The sequence below is a fragment of the Nocardia sp. NPDC004168 genome, assembly GCF_040610355.1.
In the GTDB taxonomy this organism is placed as follows: Bacteria; Actinomycetota; Actinomycetes; order Mycobacteriales; family Mycobacteriaceae; genus Nocardia; species Nocardia sichangensis.
Map to the genome: position 1 here is coordinate 38,071 of NZ_JBEXME010000026.1, position 15,192 is coordinate 53,262.

Here is a 15,192-nt window from a genome sequence, read left to right on the forward strand (position 1 = left end):
TACCTAAGTTAGGTATATAGTACTCGGCATCCCACCCCTCGACAGCGACGACGTGCGGTCGAAAAATAGATACCTAAGGTAGGTAGATGAAAATGCAGACATCAACGGACATCCTGATCGTCGGCGCGGGCCCGACCGGTCTGGCCCTCGCGATCGACCTGGCCCGCCGAGGCGTCGGTTACCGCATCGTCGACCGCGCCGCCGGACCCAGCACAGCGTCGCGCGCCAAGACGATCCAGCCCCGGGCCTTGGAGGTCGCCGACGACCTCGGCGTGATCGATCGAGTGTTGGAGCTGGGGCGGGTGCATGTGCCGACCCGGCACTACGACCGTGACCGCGTGATCTCCGAGGCCGTGGAGGCCGCGCTGGGCGTACGCGATCCAGGGGTGCCGTACCCGCCGGTGTGGTTGTCACAGCCGCTGTTCGAGCAGATCTTGCGCGATCGGCTCGCCGAACTCGGCGGCCGGGTCGAGTGGGGAGCCGAGGTGACGGCCGTCGCGCAGACAGCTGACGCCGTGGAGGTGACCGTGTCCACGACCACCGGTGATCGGCGAATGCGCGCCCTCTACGTCGTCGGTTGCGACGGTGGGCGCAGCGTGGTCCGGGAGCGGATCGGCGCCACCCTCGCCGGGGTGTCCTATGGCGACCACCGCTGGTGGCTCGGCGATGTGCGGATCGAGGGCTTGGACAATCGCTGCCAGCACGTGTGGATGAGCCCCGAGCACGGGATCCTCTCGCTGTTCCCGCTGCCCAGCACCGATGTCTGGCAATTCCAGGCGTCCATTCCCGCCGATGACCCCGATCCTGCCGCGCCGACGCTCGACCTGTTCCGGCGCCTGTTCGCCGAGCATTCCGGACTGGGAGAGGTCCGCATCGAGGATGCCGGTTGGTTGTCGCTCTACCGGATCAATGTCTGCCTGGCCGACCGTTACCGGGTCGGGCGGGTCTTCCTCGCCGGGGATGCCGCGCATATCCACTCCCCCGCCGGTGGGCAGGGCATGAACACCGGCATCCAGGACGCCTACAACCTCGGCTGGAAACTCGCCGCCGTTCTCGACGGGGCCGATGAAAGCCTGTTGGACACTTATGAACTCGAACGCCGCGCGGTCGCGCGGGCCGTCCTCGACGACAGCACCGACCGTATGCACGCACTCATGCGCTCCGCGGGCAACGGCGACGGAGCGTCGGCCGTCCGCAGGCTCACCGACAATTTCACCACCGGGCTCACCGTCGCCTACCCCGACAGTCCGCTCACCGGCCCCGGCCCGAGGACCGGCCGCGTTCGCGCCGGTGACCGCGCTCCCGACGCCGTCGGTATCGAGGCCTCGTCCGGTCGCGAAGTCCGGGTGTTCGATCTGCTGCGCGGTCCCCATTGGACCCTGCTCACCTTCGACCAGGGCAACGCTCCCGGCCAGGCCGACGCCCGCGGCACCGCAGCAACGCGAACGATCCGGATCACCACCGACACAGCCGCTACCGGAGCGGACACGCTGATCGATGGAGACGGCAGTGTCCACCGCAACTACGACATCACCGGCGACACCGCGGTACTCATTCGTCCCGACGGCTACATCGCAGCCGTGTTCCGCGACGAACCCACGATCGCGGGCGGGCGGCCCCGCTCGGCCGACATCGGAGAGGACGTGCGGCCGGGCGTGGAGAACGAGGACTCGACGCGATCGGCGTATGGGGAGGATGACAGTGCAAACCAGCCCGCATTCGGCACGTTTCATAGGCCGCCCAACCGGCGTTGATCCGACGATCAACCTGAGCGGCGCCGGAATCGTCGTCGCGGCGGGAGCGGCCCGCTCCCGTCGCGGGTCGAGGCGGTTAGCCTGAGCGGGTGGGACCGATCGGGCTCGAGCATGACACCGGGTGGGATTTTCGCCGTCCGGCCGGTGACGCGCCGGTGGGCGGCACGGCGATGATCGGGTACCGCGCTCATGGGGCCGACGGGTTGGACCTCCGGGTCACCGCGCTACCGGCGGTCACGGTGCTGATCGAGTTCGGGGAGAACGAACTGATCGTCGACAGCACGGCGGGCCGTCAGGCACTCAGCGGCTTCGTCTCCGGGTTTCCGCACGGGACGATGCGGGTGCGCACCGAGCGGGCCGAATGCATCGAGGCGCGCTTATCGCCGTTGCAGTTCTATTCGTGGTCGACAATCGATCCGGTCGATCTGGGCCGCACGGTCGTCGGCTTGGAAGATCTGTGGGGTCGCCGCGCGCTGTTGCTGCGTGAGCGGCTCGCCGGTGCCGCGACATGGGAGGAGCGTTTCGCGCTGACGAATTCGTTTCTGCGGCAGTGTGCCGACCCGACCCGGACCCCGGACCCGGAAGTCGTCGCCAGTTGGCGACGCATCGTCGCGAGCCGAGGGCAGGTCTCGGTCGGCGAACTCGCCGGATCCTGCGGATGGAGCCGCAAACGGCTGTGGTCCAGGTTCGAAGCCCAGATCGGACTGACCCCGAAGCGGGCCGCGATGCTGGTCCGGTTCCGGCACGCGGTCGAAGGCCTGCTGACGGGCCTTCCTGCCGCCGACGTCGCGGCGACCTGCGGCTACACCGACCAGTCCCACCTCTGCCGGGACGTGTCGAGCTTCGCGGACATCACGCCGGGTGCGCTGACGGCGGAGCCGCTCACCGCCATCTCGAAACACCGCTACCGAGTGTGGGGAACATTCTTCCGGTGAACGGCTTCAGCTCTCGCTACCCTGTCGCCACGCACCAGGGGCAGGGCTCCGAGAGCTGAAGACGCGCCCCGTCAAGCGACCAGCATCTCGCTCGACACCTGCCACAGCCGGGCCGCGGCATCGGGGTCGAGCGCGTACTCGGCGACTCCGTTGCGTGCGCTGAGAACGCCGATCTCGGCTTCGTTGCAGTGTATTGGGGCAGGCGGGGGCCGATTCCGCGCATTCGACTCCCGACGGGAACGATCGCGTCGCCCATTTCGATCCGGCTGACTGTAATGCTGGCCGCACCGGGGTGGGCGTGGTTTCCTCTGACCCGATCATCCGGTTCGAGCGAAAGGCCCTGGTATGTCCGCCGATCACACAGCCGGCATCGCATCCGCTCCGCAGGTGGTCGGGTCAGGCGGTCACGTCGGCGCGCCGAGCACCGTGATGGCGGGCAATGCCGGGCTCCACTCGACGGTCGGCCTCGTCGCACAGGCGGCATAACCCGTTCTCGTGACCAGAGGACTCGTGCCCACAGAACTCCTGTCCGGCAAAGAATCGGTTACGGTCGAAAAGGAGCGCGAATTCGGCCGTGCGGCGATTCGCTTTCCGCGCGCCGCCGGAAATCGAACCCGCAGTGTCCACGACTTTTCGCCGGCTCGCGCGGCTGTACACGGACAGGTACCGACCGGTCTTCGGCTGACGATGGGAATCCCGTGAATTTATGGAGCTATATCCGGGGGCGGGGCGAAGTCCTGGCGTTCCTGACCTATCAACACGCCTCCCTGGCGTTCCAAACCGTGCTGGTCGGAACCGTGGTCGCCGTCCTCATCGCGGTGGCGGTCTATCGGCTGCCGCTGCTGTCCGCGCTCTCGCTGACCACCAGCCGCGTCGCGCTGACGATTCCTTCGCTGGCACTGCTGGCGATCCTGCTGGTCCCGTTCGGGCTGGGGGTGGTCCCGTCGTTCGTGATGCTGGCGTTCTTCGCGGCGTTGCCGGTGGTCGGCAACGCGATCGTGGGGTTGCGGTCGGTGCCGGCCTCGGTCGTCGAATCCGCCCGTGGGATCGGCTTCTCGCGCCGGCGCATTCTGCTGACCGTCGAATTGCCGATCGCCTGGCCGGTGATTCTCACCGGTATCAGGGTGTCCACCCAGATGATCGTCGGGGTCGCCGCCATCGTGGCCTACGTCCTCGGACCTGGCCTCGGATCGCTGATCTTCAACGGACTCTCCCGCCTCGGCGGCGCGAACTCCCTGGAGATGGCGCTCACCGGAACCATCCTCATCGTCATCATCGCGCTGGTGTTCGACGCACTCCTCGTCCTGCTCGGACGCCTCACGATCGCAAAGGGACTGTCATGACCGACGATGTGACCACCGGGCCCGCTCCCGCGCCGACGCAACGCGCGGTGACCGGCGCGTCCATCACACTGGACTCGGTCGTCAAGCGCTACAAAGGCCAGGACAAGCCTGCGGTGCGGCGCCTCGACCTCGAGATCGAGGCGGGAGACATCGTCGCGTTCGTCGGCCCGTCCGGGTGCGGCAAGACGACCACTTTGAAGATGATCAACCGCTTGATCGAGCCGACCGAGGGCCGCATCTTCATCGGCGGCCGCGATGTCACCAGGGAGGACCCCGACAAGCTCCGGCAATCGATCGGATACGTCATCCAGTCCGGTGGCCTGTTCCCGCACTGGACCGTCGCCAAGAACGTCGGCGCCATCCCCCGGGTGCTCGGGTGGGACAAGAAGCGGATCGCCGAACGCACCGAGTACCTGCTCGATCTGGTCGGTCTGGATCCCGCCACCTTCGCCGACCGGCTGCCGAAGGACATGTCCGGCGGACAGCAGCAGCGGGTCGGCGTAGCGCGTGCGCTCGCCGCCGATCCGCCGGTGCTGCTCATGGACGAGCCGTTCGGCGCGGTCGATCCGATCACCCGGGTTCGCCTGCAGGACAGCTTGATCGCGATCCAGCAGGAACTCGGCAAGACCATCGTGATCGTCACCCACGACTTCGAAGAGGCCACCAAGCTCGGCGACAAGGTGCTCATCCTGTCCGAAGGCGGCCAGGTCGAGCAGTACGCGAGCCCGGAGGAGATCCTCACCGATCCGGCCACACCGTTCGTGGAGGAGTTCGTCGGGTCCGGCGCGAAGCTGGCCTATCTGACCGTGTCGCGGGTGCGCGACGTCGCCTACGACGACGTGATCACCGCGCGGATCGGCGAGTCGGCGCAGGGCGTGATCGACCGCGCCGAGGCCGCCGGACAGACCTGGGTCGTCGTCGTCGACGAGGCCGGGCGGCCCCGGTCGTGGCCTTCGCTCACCGAACTGGCGACCAAACCGGAGGTCTCCGACTACCTGGATCGGCGGTTGCCCGTGGTCGCACGATCCTCGACGCTCAACGACGCGCTCGACGCCATGCTCGCCACCAGCCAAGGCGCCGCCCTGGTCACCGACGGCCGCGGCGCGGTCCTCGGCTCGCTCAGCATCGACACGGTCACCGACGTGATCCGAACCAAACTCGCCGAAGGCCGCGCCGACGCGGAGGACCTCTCCTACGTCACCTACGTCGACGGAACCGATCCGGCGCCCACGCCGGTGGTCGCCGCCGACGAGGAACCCGGATCGGACGAGCCGTCATGAGCCGTCTGCGCCGCCTGCCGATCGACGTGTGGTTCGAACCGATCGTCATCCTCGTCATCGCTGTCGGATATGTCCTCTGGTACCGGTCGACGACATTCACCGCGACCGAGCAGGCGTCCCTCGGCTGGGACAACCTGCAGACCACGATCGTCCAGCACATCGAGCTGACCGTAGTGGCCACGGTGATCGTGGTGGTCGTCGCGATTCCGCTCGGCATCGCGCTGACCCGCCCGGCGCTGCGGCGGCTCGAGCCCATCGCGGTCAATATCGCCAATATCGGCCAGGCCGCGCCCGCGGTCGGGCTGCTCGTGCTGTTCACCTTCTGGCTGGGCACGGGATTCCGCACGGCGATCGTCGGTCTCGTCGTGTACGCGGTGCTGCCCATCCTGCAGAACACGATCGTCGGGCTCCGGCAAGTCGATCAGCGCACCATCGAGGCGTCCCGCGGCATCGGCTATTCCGCCGCGCGCACGCTGTTGCAGGTCGAACTGCCGCTCGCGGTCCCGGTGATTCTGAACGGGGTGCGCACGGCGTTGGTGATCCTCGTGGGCACCGCGACGTTGAGCACGTTCATCGGCGCGACCAGCCTCGGCACGCTGATCACCACCGGCGTCACCCTCTTCCTGCCCAAACTGCTGGTCTCCGGCGCGATTCTGGTCGGACTCCTGGCGTTGATCATCGACTGGCTCGGCCGACTGGTGGAACTGGCCGCGACCCCACGAGGTATCTCATGAGGTCGCCACGAGCCCGGCTGGTCGCCCTGCTCTGCGCACTCGTCGTATCGGCGGCGGCGCTCGCCGGGTGCGGTCTGGTGAGCTCCTCGGGAACCTTCCACGACGCGCGCCTGCCCGGCGGTGACCGGCCGCTGGACGGCGCCGAGCTGGTCGTCACCTCCAAGAGCTTCACCGAGGGCGTGCTGCTGGGCAAGATCACCGCGACCTACCTGGCCGCGGCGGGCGCGAAGGTCACCGACCTGACCGGGGCGCCGGGCTCGGCCTCGTCCCGGCAAGCTCAGCTGGGCGGCGACGCCGATGTGCTCTGGGAGTACACCGGCACCGGCTGGGTCAACTACCACAACCGGACCGAGACGATCTCCGACCCGACCGAACTCTGGCAGCGCGTGCACGACATCGAGAAGCGCGACCACGATCTGGAGTGGCTGCCGCCGGCGAACTTCAACGACACGTACGCCTTCGGCGCGTCGACCCCGACCGCCGAACGCCTGCGCGTGAAGTCGCTGTCCGACGTGGCCGCGCTCCCCGTGCCCGACCGTACGTTCTGCGTCGACGACGAATTCTTCAGCCGCTCCGACGGTTTCATTCCGATGCTGCAGAAATACGGTATCCCCTACAACGATCCGAACGGTGTCCCCTCCGGCAACGTCACGCGGATGGACGCCGGTGTCGTCTACACAGCCACGGCCAAGAGCGCCCCGTGCAATTTCGGCATGATCTACACCACCGACGGCCGGGTCAAGAACCTGAACCTGGTGGTCCTCGATGACGACCGGAAGTTCTTCCTGCCCTACAGCGGCACCGCAGTCGTGCGCGGCGCGATCATCGATCGGTACCCGCAATTGCGCGCGCTGCTCGCAACCATCTCCGAGCACCTCACCGACGAGCTGATGCAGGATCTCAACGGCCGGGTCGACATCGACGGCGAAGACCCCGCCGACGTCGCCTACGACTGGCTGAAGAGCGCGAGGCTGGTCGAGTAGGGCCGGCACGATTTCGGCCGCCGCGACATGCCCGGAATGGACCTCGCCCTTCGGACAGTTGCCATGCACATGACCGAGTTCGACAAGGACAGACTGGCTTCCGACACCGACGCGCTGGACGGCTTCAACCGCGGCATCGTGAAAGAGTTCCGCGCCAACGGCGGCGAGGTCGGCGGCTTACCGGGCGGCAGACTACTGCTGCTCCACACGACGGGCGCGAAGTCGGGCGCGCCCCGGCTGTCACCGCTGGCGTATGTGACCGTCGACGGGCGGATGCTGGTCGTCGGCTCCTACCTCGGCTCGCCCAAGGATCCGGCGTGGGTGCACAACCTGCGTGCCGACGCGCGTGCCCGAGTCGAGGTCGGCACCGATGCCTACGCCGTGATCGCTCGTGAGTTGCCGCGCGACGAACGCGACCGGTATTTCGAGCGAGTCGTCGAGCTGGCACCCGTTCTCGCGGAGTACCAGGCGAAGACCGAACGCGTCATTCCGCTGTTCGAACTCACCCGCGTCTGACCCCCTCCACCTACAACCTATAGCGCACCCGGGGGCTTGCGGCAAGACCCGGGTGGTGCCGCAGAATCGCTGGCTGCGGCGTTACTGCTCGATGTGATCAGGCGAGCAGCGGCGTCCGCGCGGGATCGTCGAGCCACGAAACGGAGGGGCCTGTGTCAACTCAGGGGTACGAGGACGAATTGCGGTCCGAGCGGAGCTACGTGGCCGGGCTCTACACGCGGCTCGACGCCGAGCGCGCGCGAGCGAGGCGCGGATACACCGCGGCTCTGCGCGGGAACGGCGGAACGCCGATGGAACGGGATGTCGAGGTGCGCACGCTGGCCAGGGAGGTGAAGCGGCTGGACGTAGCGGACAACGGGCTGTGTTTCGGGCGATTGGACGCCTTGTCGGGCGAACGTTCCTACATCGGCCGGATCGGCCTGTTCGACGCGCAGAACGAGTACGAACCGCTGTTGCTCGACTGGCGGGCCCCCGCGGCGCGCGCGTTCTACGTCGCCACCGCCGCCAGCCCGGAGAACATGCGCAGGCGCAGGCAGTTCCACACCCGCGGGCGCCGAGTGGTCGATTTCACCGACGAGGTCCTCGGCCGCCCCGGCGGCGCCGAGCGCGGCGACGCGGCGCTGCTCGCGGCGGTCGACGCGCCGCGCGGTGAGGGGATGCGCGACATCGTGGCGACGATCCAGGCCGAACAGGACGAGATCATCCGGCTCGACCACCCGGGCGTGCTGGTGATCGAGGGTGGCCCCGGCACCGGCAAGACCGTCGTGGCGCTGCACCGCGTCGCGTATCTGCTCTACACCCAGCGGGAGCGGATGGAACGCCACGGCGTGCTCGTGGTCGGCCCCAATCCGGCGTTCCTGAACCACATCGGCCGCGTTCTGCCGTCGCTGGGCGAGACGAACGTCGTGTTCACGACCACCGGCGACCTGGTGCCCGGCCTGCACGTCACCGCGGAGGACGACCCGGACGCCGCCCGGCACAAAGGGTCGCTGCGGATCCTGGACGTGCTCGCGGCGGCCGTAGCCGATCGGCAGCGGGTGCCGGAGCATCCGCTGTCGATCGAGTTGTCCGACGTCACCGTGCGAATCGACGCCGAAACCGCGGAGTGGGGCCGGGAGGAGGCGCGGGCGAGCGGGCTACCGCACAACGAAGCTCGCGCCGTGTTCACCGAGATCGTCACCTGGGTGCTCACCGAGCGGGCGATCGCCCGCATCGGCCGGGGCTGGCTGACCCGCGACGACCGCGAAGCATGGGAGAACCTGCGGTCGGACCTGCGCGCGGAACTCGCGGACAACGACCGGTTCACCGCCGCGCTCGACGAACTCTGGCCGATCCTGGCACCGGAGACGCTGTTGGCGGAGCTGTACGAATCCCCGGAACGGCTGGCAGCGGCGGGCGCCGACCCGGCCCTCTTGCGCCGCAGAGGCGATGCCTGGACGGTGTCGGACGTGCCGCTGCTCGATGAATTGGTCGATCTACTCGGCCGTGTGAAGCGGGACGACGACGCCGAGCGGGAACAGCAGGCCCAGGCCGAGTACGCGGCGGGTGTGCTGGACATTCTGGTCAGCCGCGAGGACATGATGGACGACGAGGACCACTTGTTCGCCCAGGACCTGCTCTACGCGGAGGATTTGGCGGATCGCTTCCTCGAGCGCGACAGCCGGGAACTCGCCGAACGCGCGGCGGCGGACCGGGACTGGACCTACCGGCACGTCGTGGTGGACGAAGCCCAGGAACTGTCCGAAATGGATTGGCGGGTGCTGATGCGGCGCTGCCCCGGGCGGTCTTTCACGATCGTCGGCGATCTCGCCCAACGCCGGGCGGCCGCCGGAGCGACCTCGTGGGGCGCGATGCTGGATCGGTACGTACCGGGCCGGTGGGTCTACCGATCGCTGACGGTGAACTACCGCACCCCGGCGGAGATCATGACCGTCGCCGCCGAGCTGCTCGCCACGTTCGCACCCGGCGTCCAGCCACCGGAGTCGGTTCGCGCATGCGGCGTACGGCCGTGGTCCAGGCAGGTCGCCGCCGACGAAATAGGTTCCGCCATAGACGAATTCGTCCGCGACGAAGCCTCCCGCGAAGGCACAAGCGTCGTGATCGGGCCACCGGACGTGCCGGGCGCGGTGGCGGCGGCGGAGACCAAGGGTTTGGAATACGACGCCGTCCTGGTCGTGGAGCCGGAACGAATTCTGGCCGACGGCCCGCGCGGCGCGGCCGAACTCTACGTCGCCCTCACCCGCGCCACCCAACGTCTCGGCGTGCTGCACCAGGGGCCACTGCCGCAGGCGCTGACCGGCCTCGCCGAAACCTCGACGCCCGTCGGGGCCGGAGACCGTCGGCGCGATCAGCCTTCCGGGTAGAAGACGAACAGCGTGCAGCCGGTAGCAGTCCCTGGCACGTGCCACGATCCGGCCGGGGCGTGCAGGAACGTCCCGGCCGGGTAGTCGCGCGCGCCGTCGTTGAAGGTGCCCGCGACCACGTAGACCTCCTCGGGGCCGGGCTCGTGGACGTCGCGGCGCGGCCACGACGTACCCGCGTCCATCTCCAGCACGTTGGCGCTCGCACCGGACGGCCCGGTCCAGAGGTGCCGTACCCGGATTCCGGGAAACAGCTCCCGAGCCGGAGATTCCGCGACGGACACAGCGGTGTAGCCCTCCTGGGCGAGGATTTCGGAATGCATGGCTTTCACGGTGCCGCGTGGAAGCAGGCCGAGAAAGTGTCCAGTCGGACACCACCGGGTACATTCTTGCCATGCATCGCGTGGTGGCCCTGGTGCGGCCGGTGCAGTCGACATTCGAGCTGGGCTGCGCCGCGGAGGTATTCGGCACACAGCGGGCCGGGGTGCCGCACTACTACGAGTTCGAGGTATGCGCGGAGACGCCAGGACCGGTACCGACATCGGCCGGGTACACGCTGGAGGTGTCGCAGGGCCTTTCGGCGCTCGCTTCCGCGGACACCGTGCTCATCCCGGGCTGGGCGCCGGTGGAGGCGCCACTCTCGGCCCCCGTGCGCCACGCGCTGCTGCGGGCGCACGCCCGTGGGGCGCGGCTCGTGACGATCTGCTCCGGAGTGTTCGCGCTCGCCCGCACGGGCTTGCTGAACGGACGCTCGGCGACGACGCACTGGGCGCGCGCCGCACAGTTGGCGCGGGAGTTCCCGGAAGTTCGGGTGGAACCGGACGTGCTCTATGTGGACCACGGCGATGTCGCCACGAGCGCCGGAGCGGGCGCGGGCATCGACCTGTGCCTGCACCTCGTCCGGAAGGACCACGGGGCCGCGCATGCCACCCTCGTCTCGCGGCACATGGTGATGTCGCCGCACCGCGAGGGCGGCCAAGCACAGTACGCCCCGCCCGCACCACCCACGGACGCGCTCGACGGCCTGCTCGAGTGGGCAGGCGCGCGGCTCGGGACAGCGCTGTCGGTAGGCGATCTGGCCGCGTACCTCAGCGTCTCGCCGCGCACGCTGGCCCGGCGTTTCGCCGATCAGCTCGGCACGAGCCCGGGGGCATGGCTGCTGTCGCGCCGGGTGGCCGAGGCGCGCACCCTCCTGGAGGAGACGAACCTGCCGGTGGAGGCGATCGCGGCACGGGTCGGCCTGACCTCCGCGGTCAACCTGCGCCGCCGCTTCCGCGCCCAGGTGGGCACGACCCCGGGCGCCTACCGGCGAGCGTTCCGTGGCTCGGGAATACGGATGTGACAGGGAAAGTCACCGAGGCGACCGCTCATCCGCGGGTAGTCGGCAACCCACGGTCGCGGTGATCGTCATCGACCGGGCATCGGTGAACACCGACAGCTCGGTGTTGCTGTCCCACTCGGCCCCATCCGAGCCTTCGAACGTGACGTACCGGTCCGGCGACGATGCCGCGCTCGGCAGCATGTCCGTCGCACCCACGGACGCGGCCAGCGCTCGGGCCGTTTCCTGGAACCCGGGCCAGGCTCCTGCGGGCAGGGAACCGTCGGCGCGATAGCGCGGCAGGACGACACGCCTGCCGCCGGTGTGCGCATAGGGCCCATAGCAAGGTCCCACGGCGCGGCCCTCGCTTCGGATCCACCGCAGCGCCGGTTCGATCGCCGAGGCGGCGTTCGCGATCTCCTCGACGACCGACGCCATCCGCTGCTCGGCCACCTCCGAAGCCGGTAGTCCGGCCAATTCCGCTGCGGCGGCGGCGATCTCCTCGCCCGAAGGCGGCGGGGCGGGCTCACCGAGCAAGGTCGCGCATCCGCCCGTCCAAGCCGCGACCGCGAGCACGGCGGACCAGCGCAGCGCTACGGTCGGCCATCGCGGTCCGGTCATCGTCTCCCACGTTTCCCGCGGCCGCACGGATCGCGAGTCCGCCTCCCGCGCAATTCTATTCGTGGCGGGTGATACGGCAGCGACAACATGGCGCGGCGACGAACGCGACCGGTGTCGCGGCCGCACTCGTCGAATCATTGACTCAATGACACAGTCTTTGTATGTTTGTATCATGAGCGAGGGTTCCGACGACGTCGACGAACGGATCATGGACGCCGCGCTCGAACGCATCCTGCAGGTCGGGATCCGCCGGGCCAGCCTGGAGGACATCGCCCGCATGGCCGAGCTCAGCCGGATCACCATCCACCGCCGGTTCGCGGGCAAGGACAACCTGATCCAAGCGGTACTGGCCCGCGAGACCCGGCGCATGCTCGCGGAGGTGACCGCGATCGCCGCCACCGCCACCGGCGTGGACGCCCAGATCGAGGACACCATGCTGTACGTCCTCTTGCAGACCCGCATCCACCGCCTGGTCACCCAGCTGCTGCGGGTCGCCCCGGACGAAGCGTTGCGCTTCTCCACCGTGCAGGGCGAACGCCTGGTGTCCATCGGCATCGAGTACATCGTCGGCATGCTCACTCATGCCCAGTCCGCGGGCCTCGTCGACGAGTACGACCCGCGCCCGGTGGCCGAACTCGTCGCCCGCCTGGCCCACTCGCTGATGCTCACCCCCGGCGGCGGCAGCGTCGACTTCACCGACGACGACCGCGCCCGCGCCTTTGTCCGCACCACCATCGTGCCTTTGATGAAACACGGCATCACCCGCCCTGACGAGGAGCCCACCCATGACGACGTCCGCGACAATCCCGGCCCGGCATCCCGATCGGCCTCGTAAGGCGCCCGGCCTGGGCCCGTTCGCCGCGCTGCTGCGCATCGGGAAACCTTCCCCGCAGCGCTGGCAGTTGCTCGGCGCCTCGTTGCTCGTCGGCGACGAGCCGATGGACAGCCTCGTCGAGTGGATGTACACCGAAGGCGTGGCCGTCACGCGGCCGTTGTTCGAGCAGGCACTCCGGTCGGGCATCGACAGCATCCCCGGCGCGCCCGCGCCGCTGCGCGAGTTCTTCACCGCCGTCGAGGACACCCCCGCCTGGGTCGACCCGAAGTTGTTGCGCGACGGCGAGCGTGTGTTCCGTTCCGGCGGCAACGACGGGCTGTATTTCGCCCGTGACGTCTCCTTCATCGGCGGCTATCTGGCCTCCGGCTTCAACAAGACCCTGCTGCGCACCGGCGCCCTGGAGAAAGGCCCCGTCCGCCGGTTCGCCGAGACCCTGCAATGGGCGATGGACGTGTCCACCGAGAACGGCATGGACCGTTACGGTGTCGGCTACCGCTCCACCCTGCACGTGCGCCTCATCCACTCGCTGGTCCGCAGGCACGTCGCCGCCATGCCCGACTGGCGCACCGAGGAATGGGGCCTGCCGATCAACCAGACCGACATGGCCGCCACCCTCGTCGGCGCCCTGCTCGCACCCGTCGTCGGCGGCATGGCGCTCGGCGTCATCCTCTCCCCCCGTGAGCTGGCCGCCGCCGCCCACCTCACCCGCTACGTCGGCTGGCTGATCGGCGTCGAAGAGCAATGGCTGCCCACCAGCTTCCGCGACGGCATCGCCATCCTCGACCACTGCCTGACCGCCATCACCAATCCCGACGAGACCAGCCGCCAGCTCGCCCTACCTATGGCCGATGATCCACTGAACTGGTCCTATCCCAACCTGCCCGCGCTGCGCGGCCGGCTCGCCCGCGCCCAGCACCTGTCCGTCAGCAGCGCCTTCCTCGGACCCAAGGCGATGCGTATCCTCGGCTTGCCCGCCTATGTCCCGCCCTGGTACCCCGCGCTGCGCATCCCCGTCAACCTCGTGCGCACCGCCTACACCCACCTGACTCCGGGCGGCCTCGACCGCGCCGCCATCCACGGACGCGAGCAGCAGGAAGCCTTCCTGCGGCGCCTCATCGGCGAAACCAGCGCCACGATAGGGCATTCCGCGCCGCGGCTGGATCGCACCGCCTGACCGCCGATCCGGCAGCGCGACCCCGCAGGCGCTGCCGGACAACCGGTCGCCGACATGAAGGTCACCGGCGATGCCTTCGGCCCGCAGCTGCGGAACGTGCTGGCGACCTTGCGGTTCGGCACCGGACCGCATCCCGGGCTGATGGTGGAACAGGTGCTGCGGCGGCTGGCCGGATTGCTCGACGAAGTACGAGAAGTGCGGTTCCTCGAAGTCGACGCGATTCGCCCGATCCACGACCACGCCCCTGGGATAGCCCGACGGGACCTCTCGATCACCCGCTCGAGGCCCGACGAACGGCTTTGCGGCTGACAACGCCCGGGAAAGGCCGCCGCCGCTGGGTTCACGCTTGTCAACACGTCCTGATGCCGACGCCGCCCGCGCGGGTCCGAGCACACACGGCGGGGAGCAGGGCCGCCGCAGCGCCGACCTGGACGAACAACCCGCAGCAGTCGGCGAGACGGTGAACCGAGCACGGTAGCAGAGGCCGTGGGTTCGGACATGCGACGCGGACGAGTATGCGCTGTTGTCGACAACGTCACCGGTCGATCTATCTACACTGACAACGCTGAGCACCACCGGATCGACGCCTTGTCCGAAACCACACTTCGACGGAGAAGTTCTATGTGCGGCCGCCGGAACCCCAAGCACAACAACAACTCACGTCGTCCGGACACCGTACCGGCGATTCGGTATCCGGCCCGATCCGTCATCGACATCCTGCTGCCCGCCATGATCACGCGCCGCAGCGGTGCGCCCACCACCGACACCGGCCTCGTCCACATCTGGGGTTTCACCGGCACCGGCGAGGACGACAGCGCGAGCGCAGCGGGCTTCGCGGAATTCTCGCCCAACGACACCCCCACTGTTGCGGGCTCTCCCATCCTGGACATCGCCGGGCGGATGATGGCGGGTATGAACGGCCGCCTGTGGGGATTCGGGCTGGCCCACCAGGCCGCCGCGGACGCCGTCGTGCATGGGATCGACAACCAGCCCGACCCGATCACCTCATCGCCGGACGGGCCGGAAGAATCCTCCACCACCGAGGAAGTGTGGGCCGCCAGCATCTTCGACGCCCGCGGAAGGGAGATCACCCAGCTGCGCTACGTGCATCTGCCGGAGCTCGAACCGATCACCTTCGACAGCGACACCCTCGATCGGCGCAGCACCATTCACGACTGGATCGACCGAGTCCAGACCGGAGTCATCTCGGCGCACGTCTGGGCGGCAGCCCTTGCTCTGGACGCGCAACGCAACCGAGCCGTCCTCGCGCAACTGGAACAGCGACTGCTGAGCTGACCGCAGCGCCCGCCGAACCCGACCCGGCGATGTCACCCACGGC

General features: G+C 68.8%; 15 protein-coding genes. 13 read left to right on the top strand and 2 right to left on the bottom strand.

The genetic code is table 11. The annotated features are described in order from the left end of the window. The first annotated feature begins 92 nt into the window (after positions 1 to 92). From ABZW96_RS30740 to helR, 8 genes are all read left to right on the top strand, one after another. Positions 93 to 1,754, top strand: coding sequence for an FAD-dependent monooxygenase (locus ABZW96_RS30740; protein ID WP_355079353.1), 1,662 nt, complete (start codon positions 93 to 95; stop codon positions 1,752 to 1,754). An 89-nt stretch (positions 1,755 to 1,843) separates the two neighbouring features. Continuing rightward, positions 1,844 to 2,689 carry a helix-turn-helix domain-containing protein gene (locus ABZW96_RS30745; protein WP_355079355.1) on the top strand — a complete coding sequence of 282 codons (846 nt, stop codon included), beginning with the start codon at positions 1,844 to 1,846 and terminating at the stop codon, positions 2,687 to 2,689. Between the two features lie 698 nt (positions 2,690 to 3,387). After that, entirely contained in the window at positions 3,388 to 4,032 is a 645-nt protein-coding gene (locus ABZW96_RS30750; RefSeq protein WP_355079357.1) for an ABC transporter permease, read from the top strand. Further along, positions 4,029 to 5,312 carry an ATP-binding cassette domain-containing protein gene (locus ABZW96_RS30755; protein ID WP_355079359.1) on the top strand — a complete coding sequence of 428 codons (1,284 nt, stop codon included), beginning with the start codon at positions 4,029 to 4,031 and terminating at the stop codon, positions 5,310 to 5,312. The genes ABZW96_RS30750 and ABZW96_RS30755 overlap by 4 nt, the downstream gene beginning before the upstream one ends. Next, positions 5,309 to 6,046, top strand: coding sequence for an ABC transporter permease (locus tag ABZW96_RS30760; protein WP_355079361.1), 738 nt, complete (start codon positions 5,309 to 5,311; stop codon positions 6,044 to 6,046). The genes ABZW96_RS30755 and ABZW96_RS30760 overlap by 4 nt, the downstream gene beginning before the upstream one ends. Further along, entirely contained in the window at positions 6,043 to 7,029 is a 987-nt protein-coding gene (locus tag ABZW96_RS30765) for a glycine betaine ABC transporter substrate-binding protein (RefSeq protein WP_355079363.1), read from the top strand. Before ABZW96_RS30760 ends, ABZW96_RS30765 begins: the two co-directional genes overlap by 4 nt. Before the next feature lie 69 nt (positions 7,030 to 7,098). Then, positions 7,099 to 7,545 (top strand): nitroreductase/quinone reductase family protein, encoded by a 447-nt coding sequence (locus ABZW96_RS30770; protein ID WP_355079365.1) that lies wholly within the window; start codon positions 7,099 to 7,101, stop codon positions 7,543 to 7,545. Between the two features lie 152 nt (positions 7,546 to 7,697). Next, complete coding sequence (gene helR, locus ABZW96_RS30775) at positions 7,698 to 9,908, top strand: RNA polymerase recycling motor ATPase HelR (protein ID WP_355079366.1); 2,211 nt, start codon at positions 7,698 to 7,700, stop codon at positions 9,906 to 9,908. Here the strand turns inward: helR and ABZW96_RS30780 are convergent. After that, positions 9,893 to 10,228 (bottom strand): cupin domain-containing protein, encoded by a 336-nt coding sequence (locus ABZW96_RS30780; RefSeq protein ID WP_355079368.1) that lies wholly within the window; start codon positions 10,226 to 10,228, stop codon positions 9,893 to 9,895. The two genes, helR and ABZW96_RS30780, sit on opposite strands and share 16 nt — an antisense overlap. Positions 10,229 to 10,299: 71 nt before the next feature. Here ABZW96_RS30780 and ABZW96_RS30785 point away from each other — a divergent pair, with 71 nt between their 5' ends. Then, positions 10,300 to 11,247 carry a helix-turn-helix domain-containing protein gene (locus tag ABZW96_RS30785; protein WP_355079370.1) on the top strand — a complete coding sequence of 316 codons (948 nt, stop codon included), beginning with the start codon at positions 10,300 to 10,302 and terminating at the stop codon, positions 11,245 to 11,247. 9 nt (positions 11,248 to 11,256) lie between these two features. Here the strand turns inward: ABZW96_RS30785 and ABZW96_RS30790 are convergent, their stop codons facing one another. Then, positions 11,257 to 11,844 (bottom strand): LppA family lipoprotein, encoded by a 588-nt coding sequence (locus ABZW96_RS30790; RefSeq protein WP_355079372.1) that lies wholly within the window; start codon positions 11,842 to 11,844, stop codon positions 11,257 to 11,259. A gap of 172 nt (positions 11,845 to 12,016) precedes the next feature. Here ABZW96_RS30790 and ABZW96_RS30795 point away from each other — a divergent pair, with 172 nt between their 5' ends. The 4 genes from ABZW96_RS30795 (at position 12,017) to ABZW96_RS30810 (ending at position 15,149) form a co-directional block, all read left to right on the top strand. Continuing rightward, positions 12,017 to 12,679 (top strand): TetR/AcrR family transcriptional regulator, encoded by a 663-nt coding sequence (locus ABZW96_RS30795; RefSeq protein WP_355079374.1) that lies wholly within the window; start codon positions 12,017 to 12,019, stop codon positions 12,677 to 12,679. Next, positions 12,630 to 13,853, top strand: a complete 1,224-nt coding sequence (locus ABZW96_RS30800) for an oxygenase MpaB family protein (RefSeq protein WP_355079376.1) — start codon at positions 12,630 to 12,632, stop codon at positions 13,851 to 13,853. The genes ABZW96_RS30795 and ABZW96_RS30800 overlap by 50 nt, the downstream gene beginning before the upstream one ends. A 54-nt stretch (positions 13,854 to 13,907) precedes the next feature. After that, positions 13,908 to 14,162 (top strand): hypothetical protein, encoded by a 255-nt coding sequence (locus ABZW96_RS30805; RefSeq protein ID WP_355079378.1) that lies wholly within the window; start codon positions 13,908 to 13,910, stop codon positions 14,160 to 14,162. A gap of 312 nt (positions 14,163 to 14,474) precedes the next feature. Next, positions 14,475 to 15,149 (top strand): hypothetical protein, encoded by a 675-nt coding sequence (locus ABZW96_RS30810; RefSeq protein WP_355079380.1) that lies wholly within the window; start codon positions 14,475 to 14,477, stop codon positions 15,147 to 15,149. Positions 15,150 to 15,192: the final 43 nt, after the last annotated feature.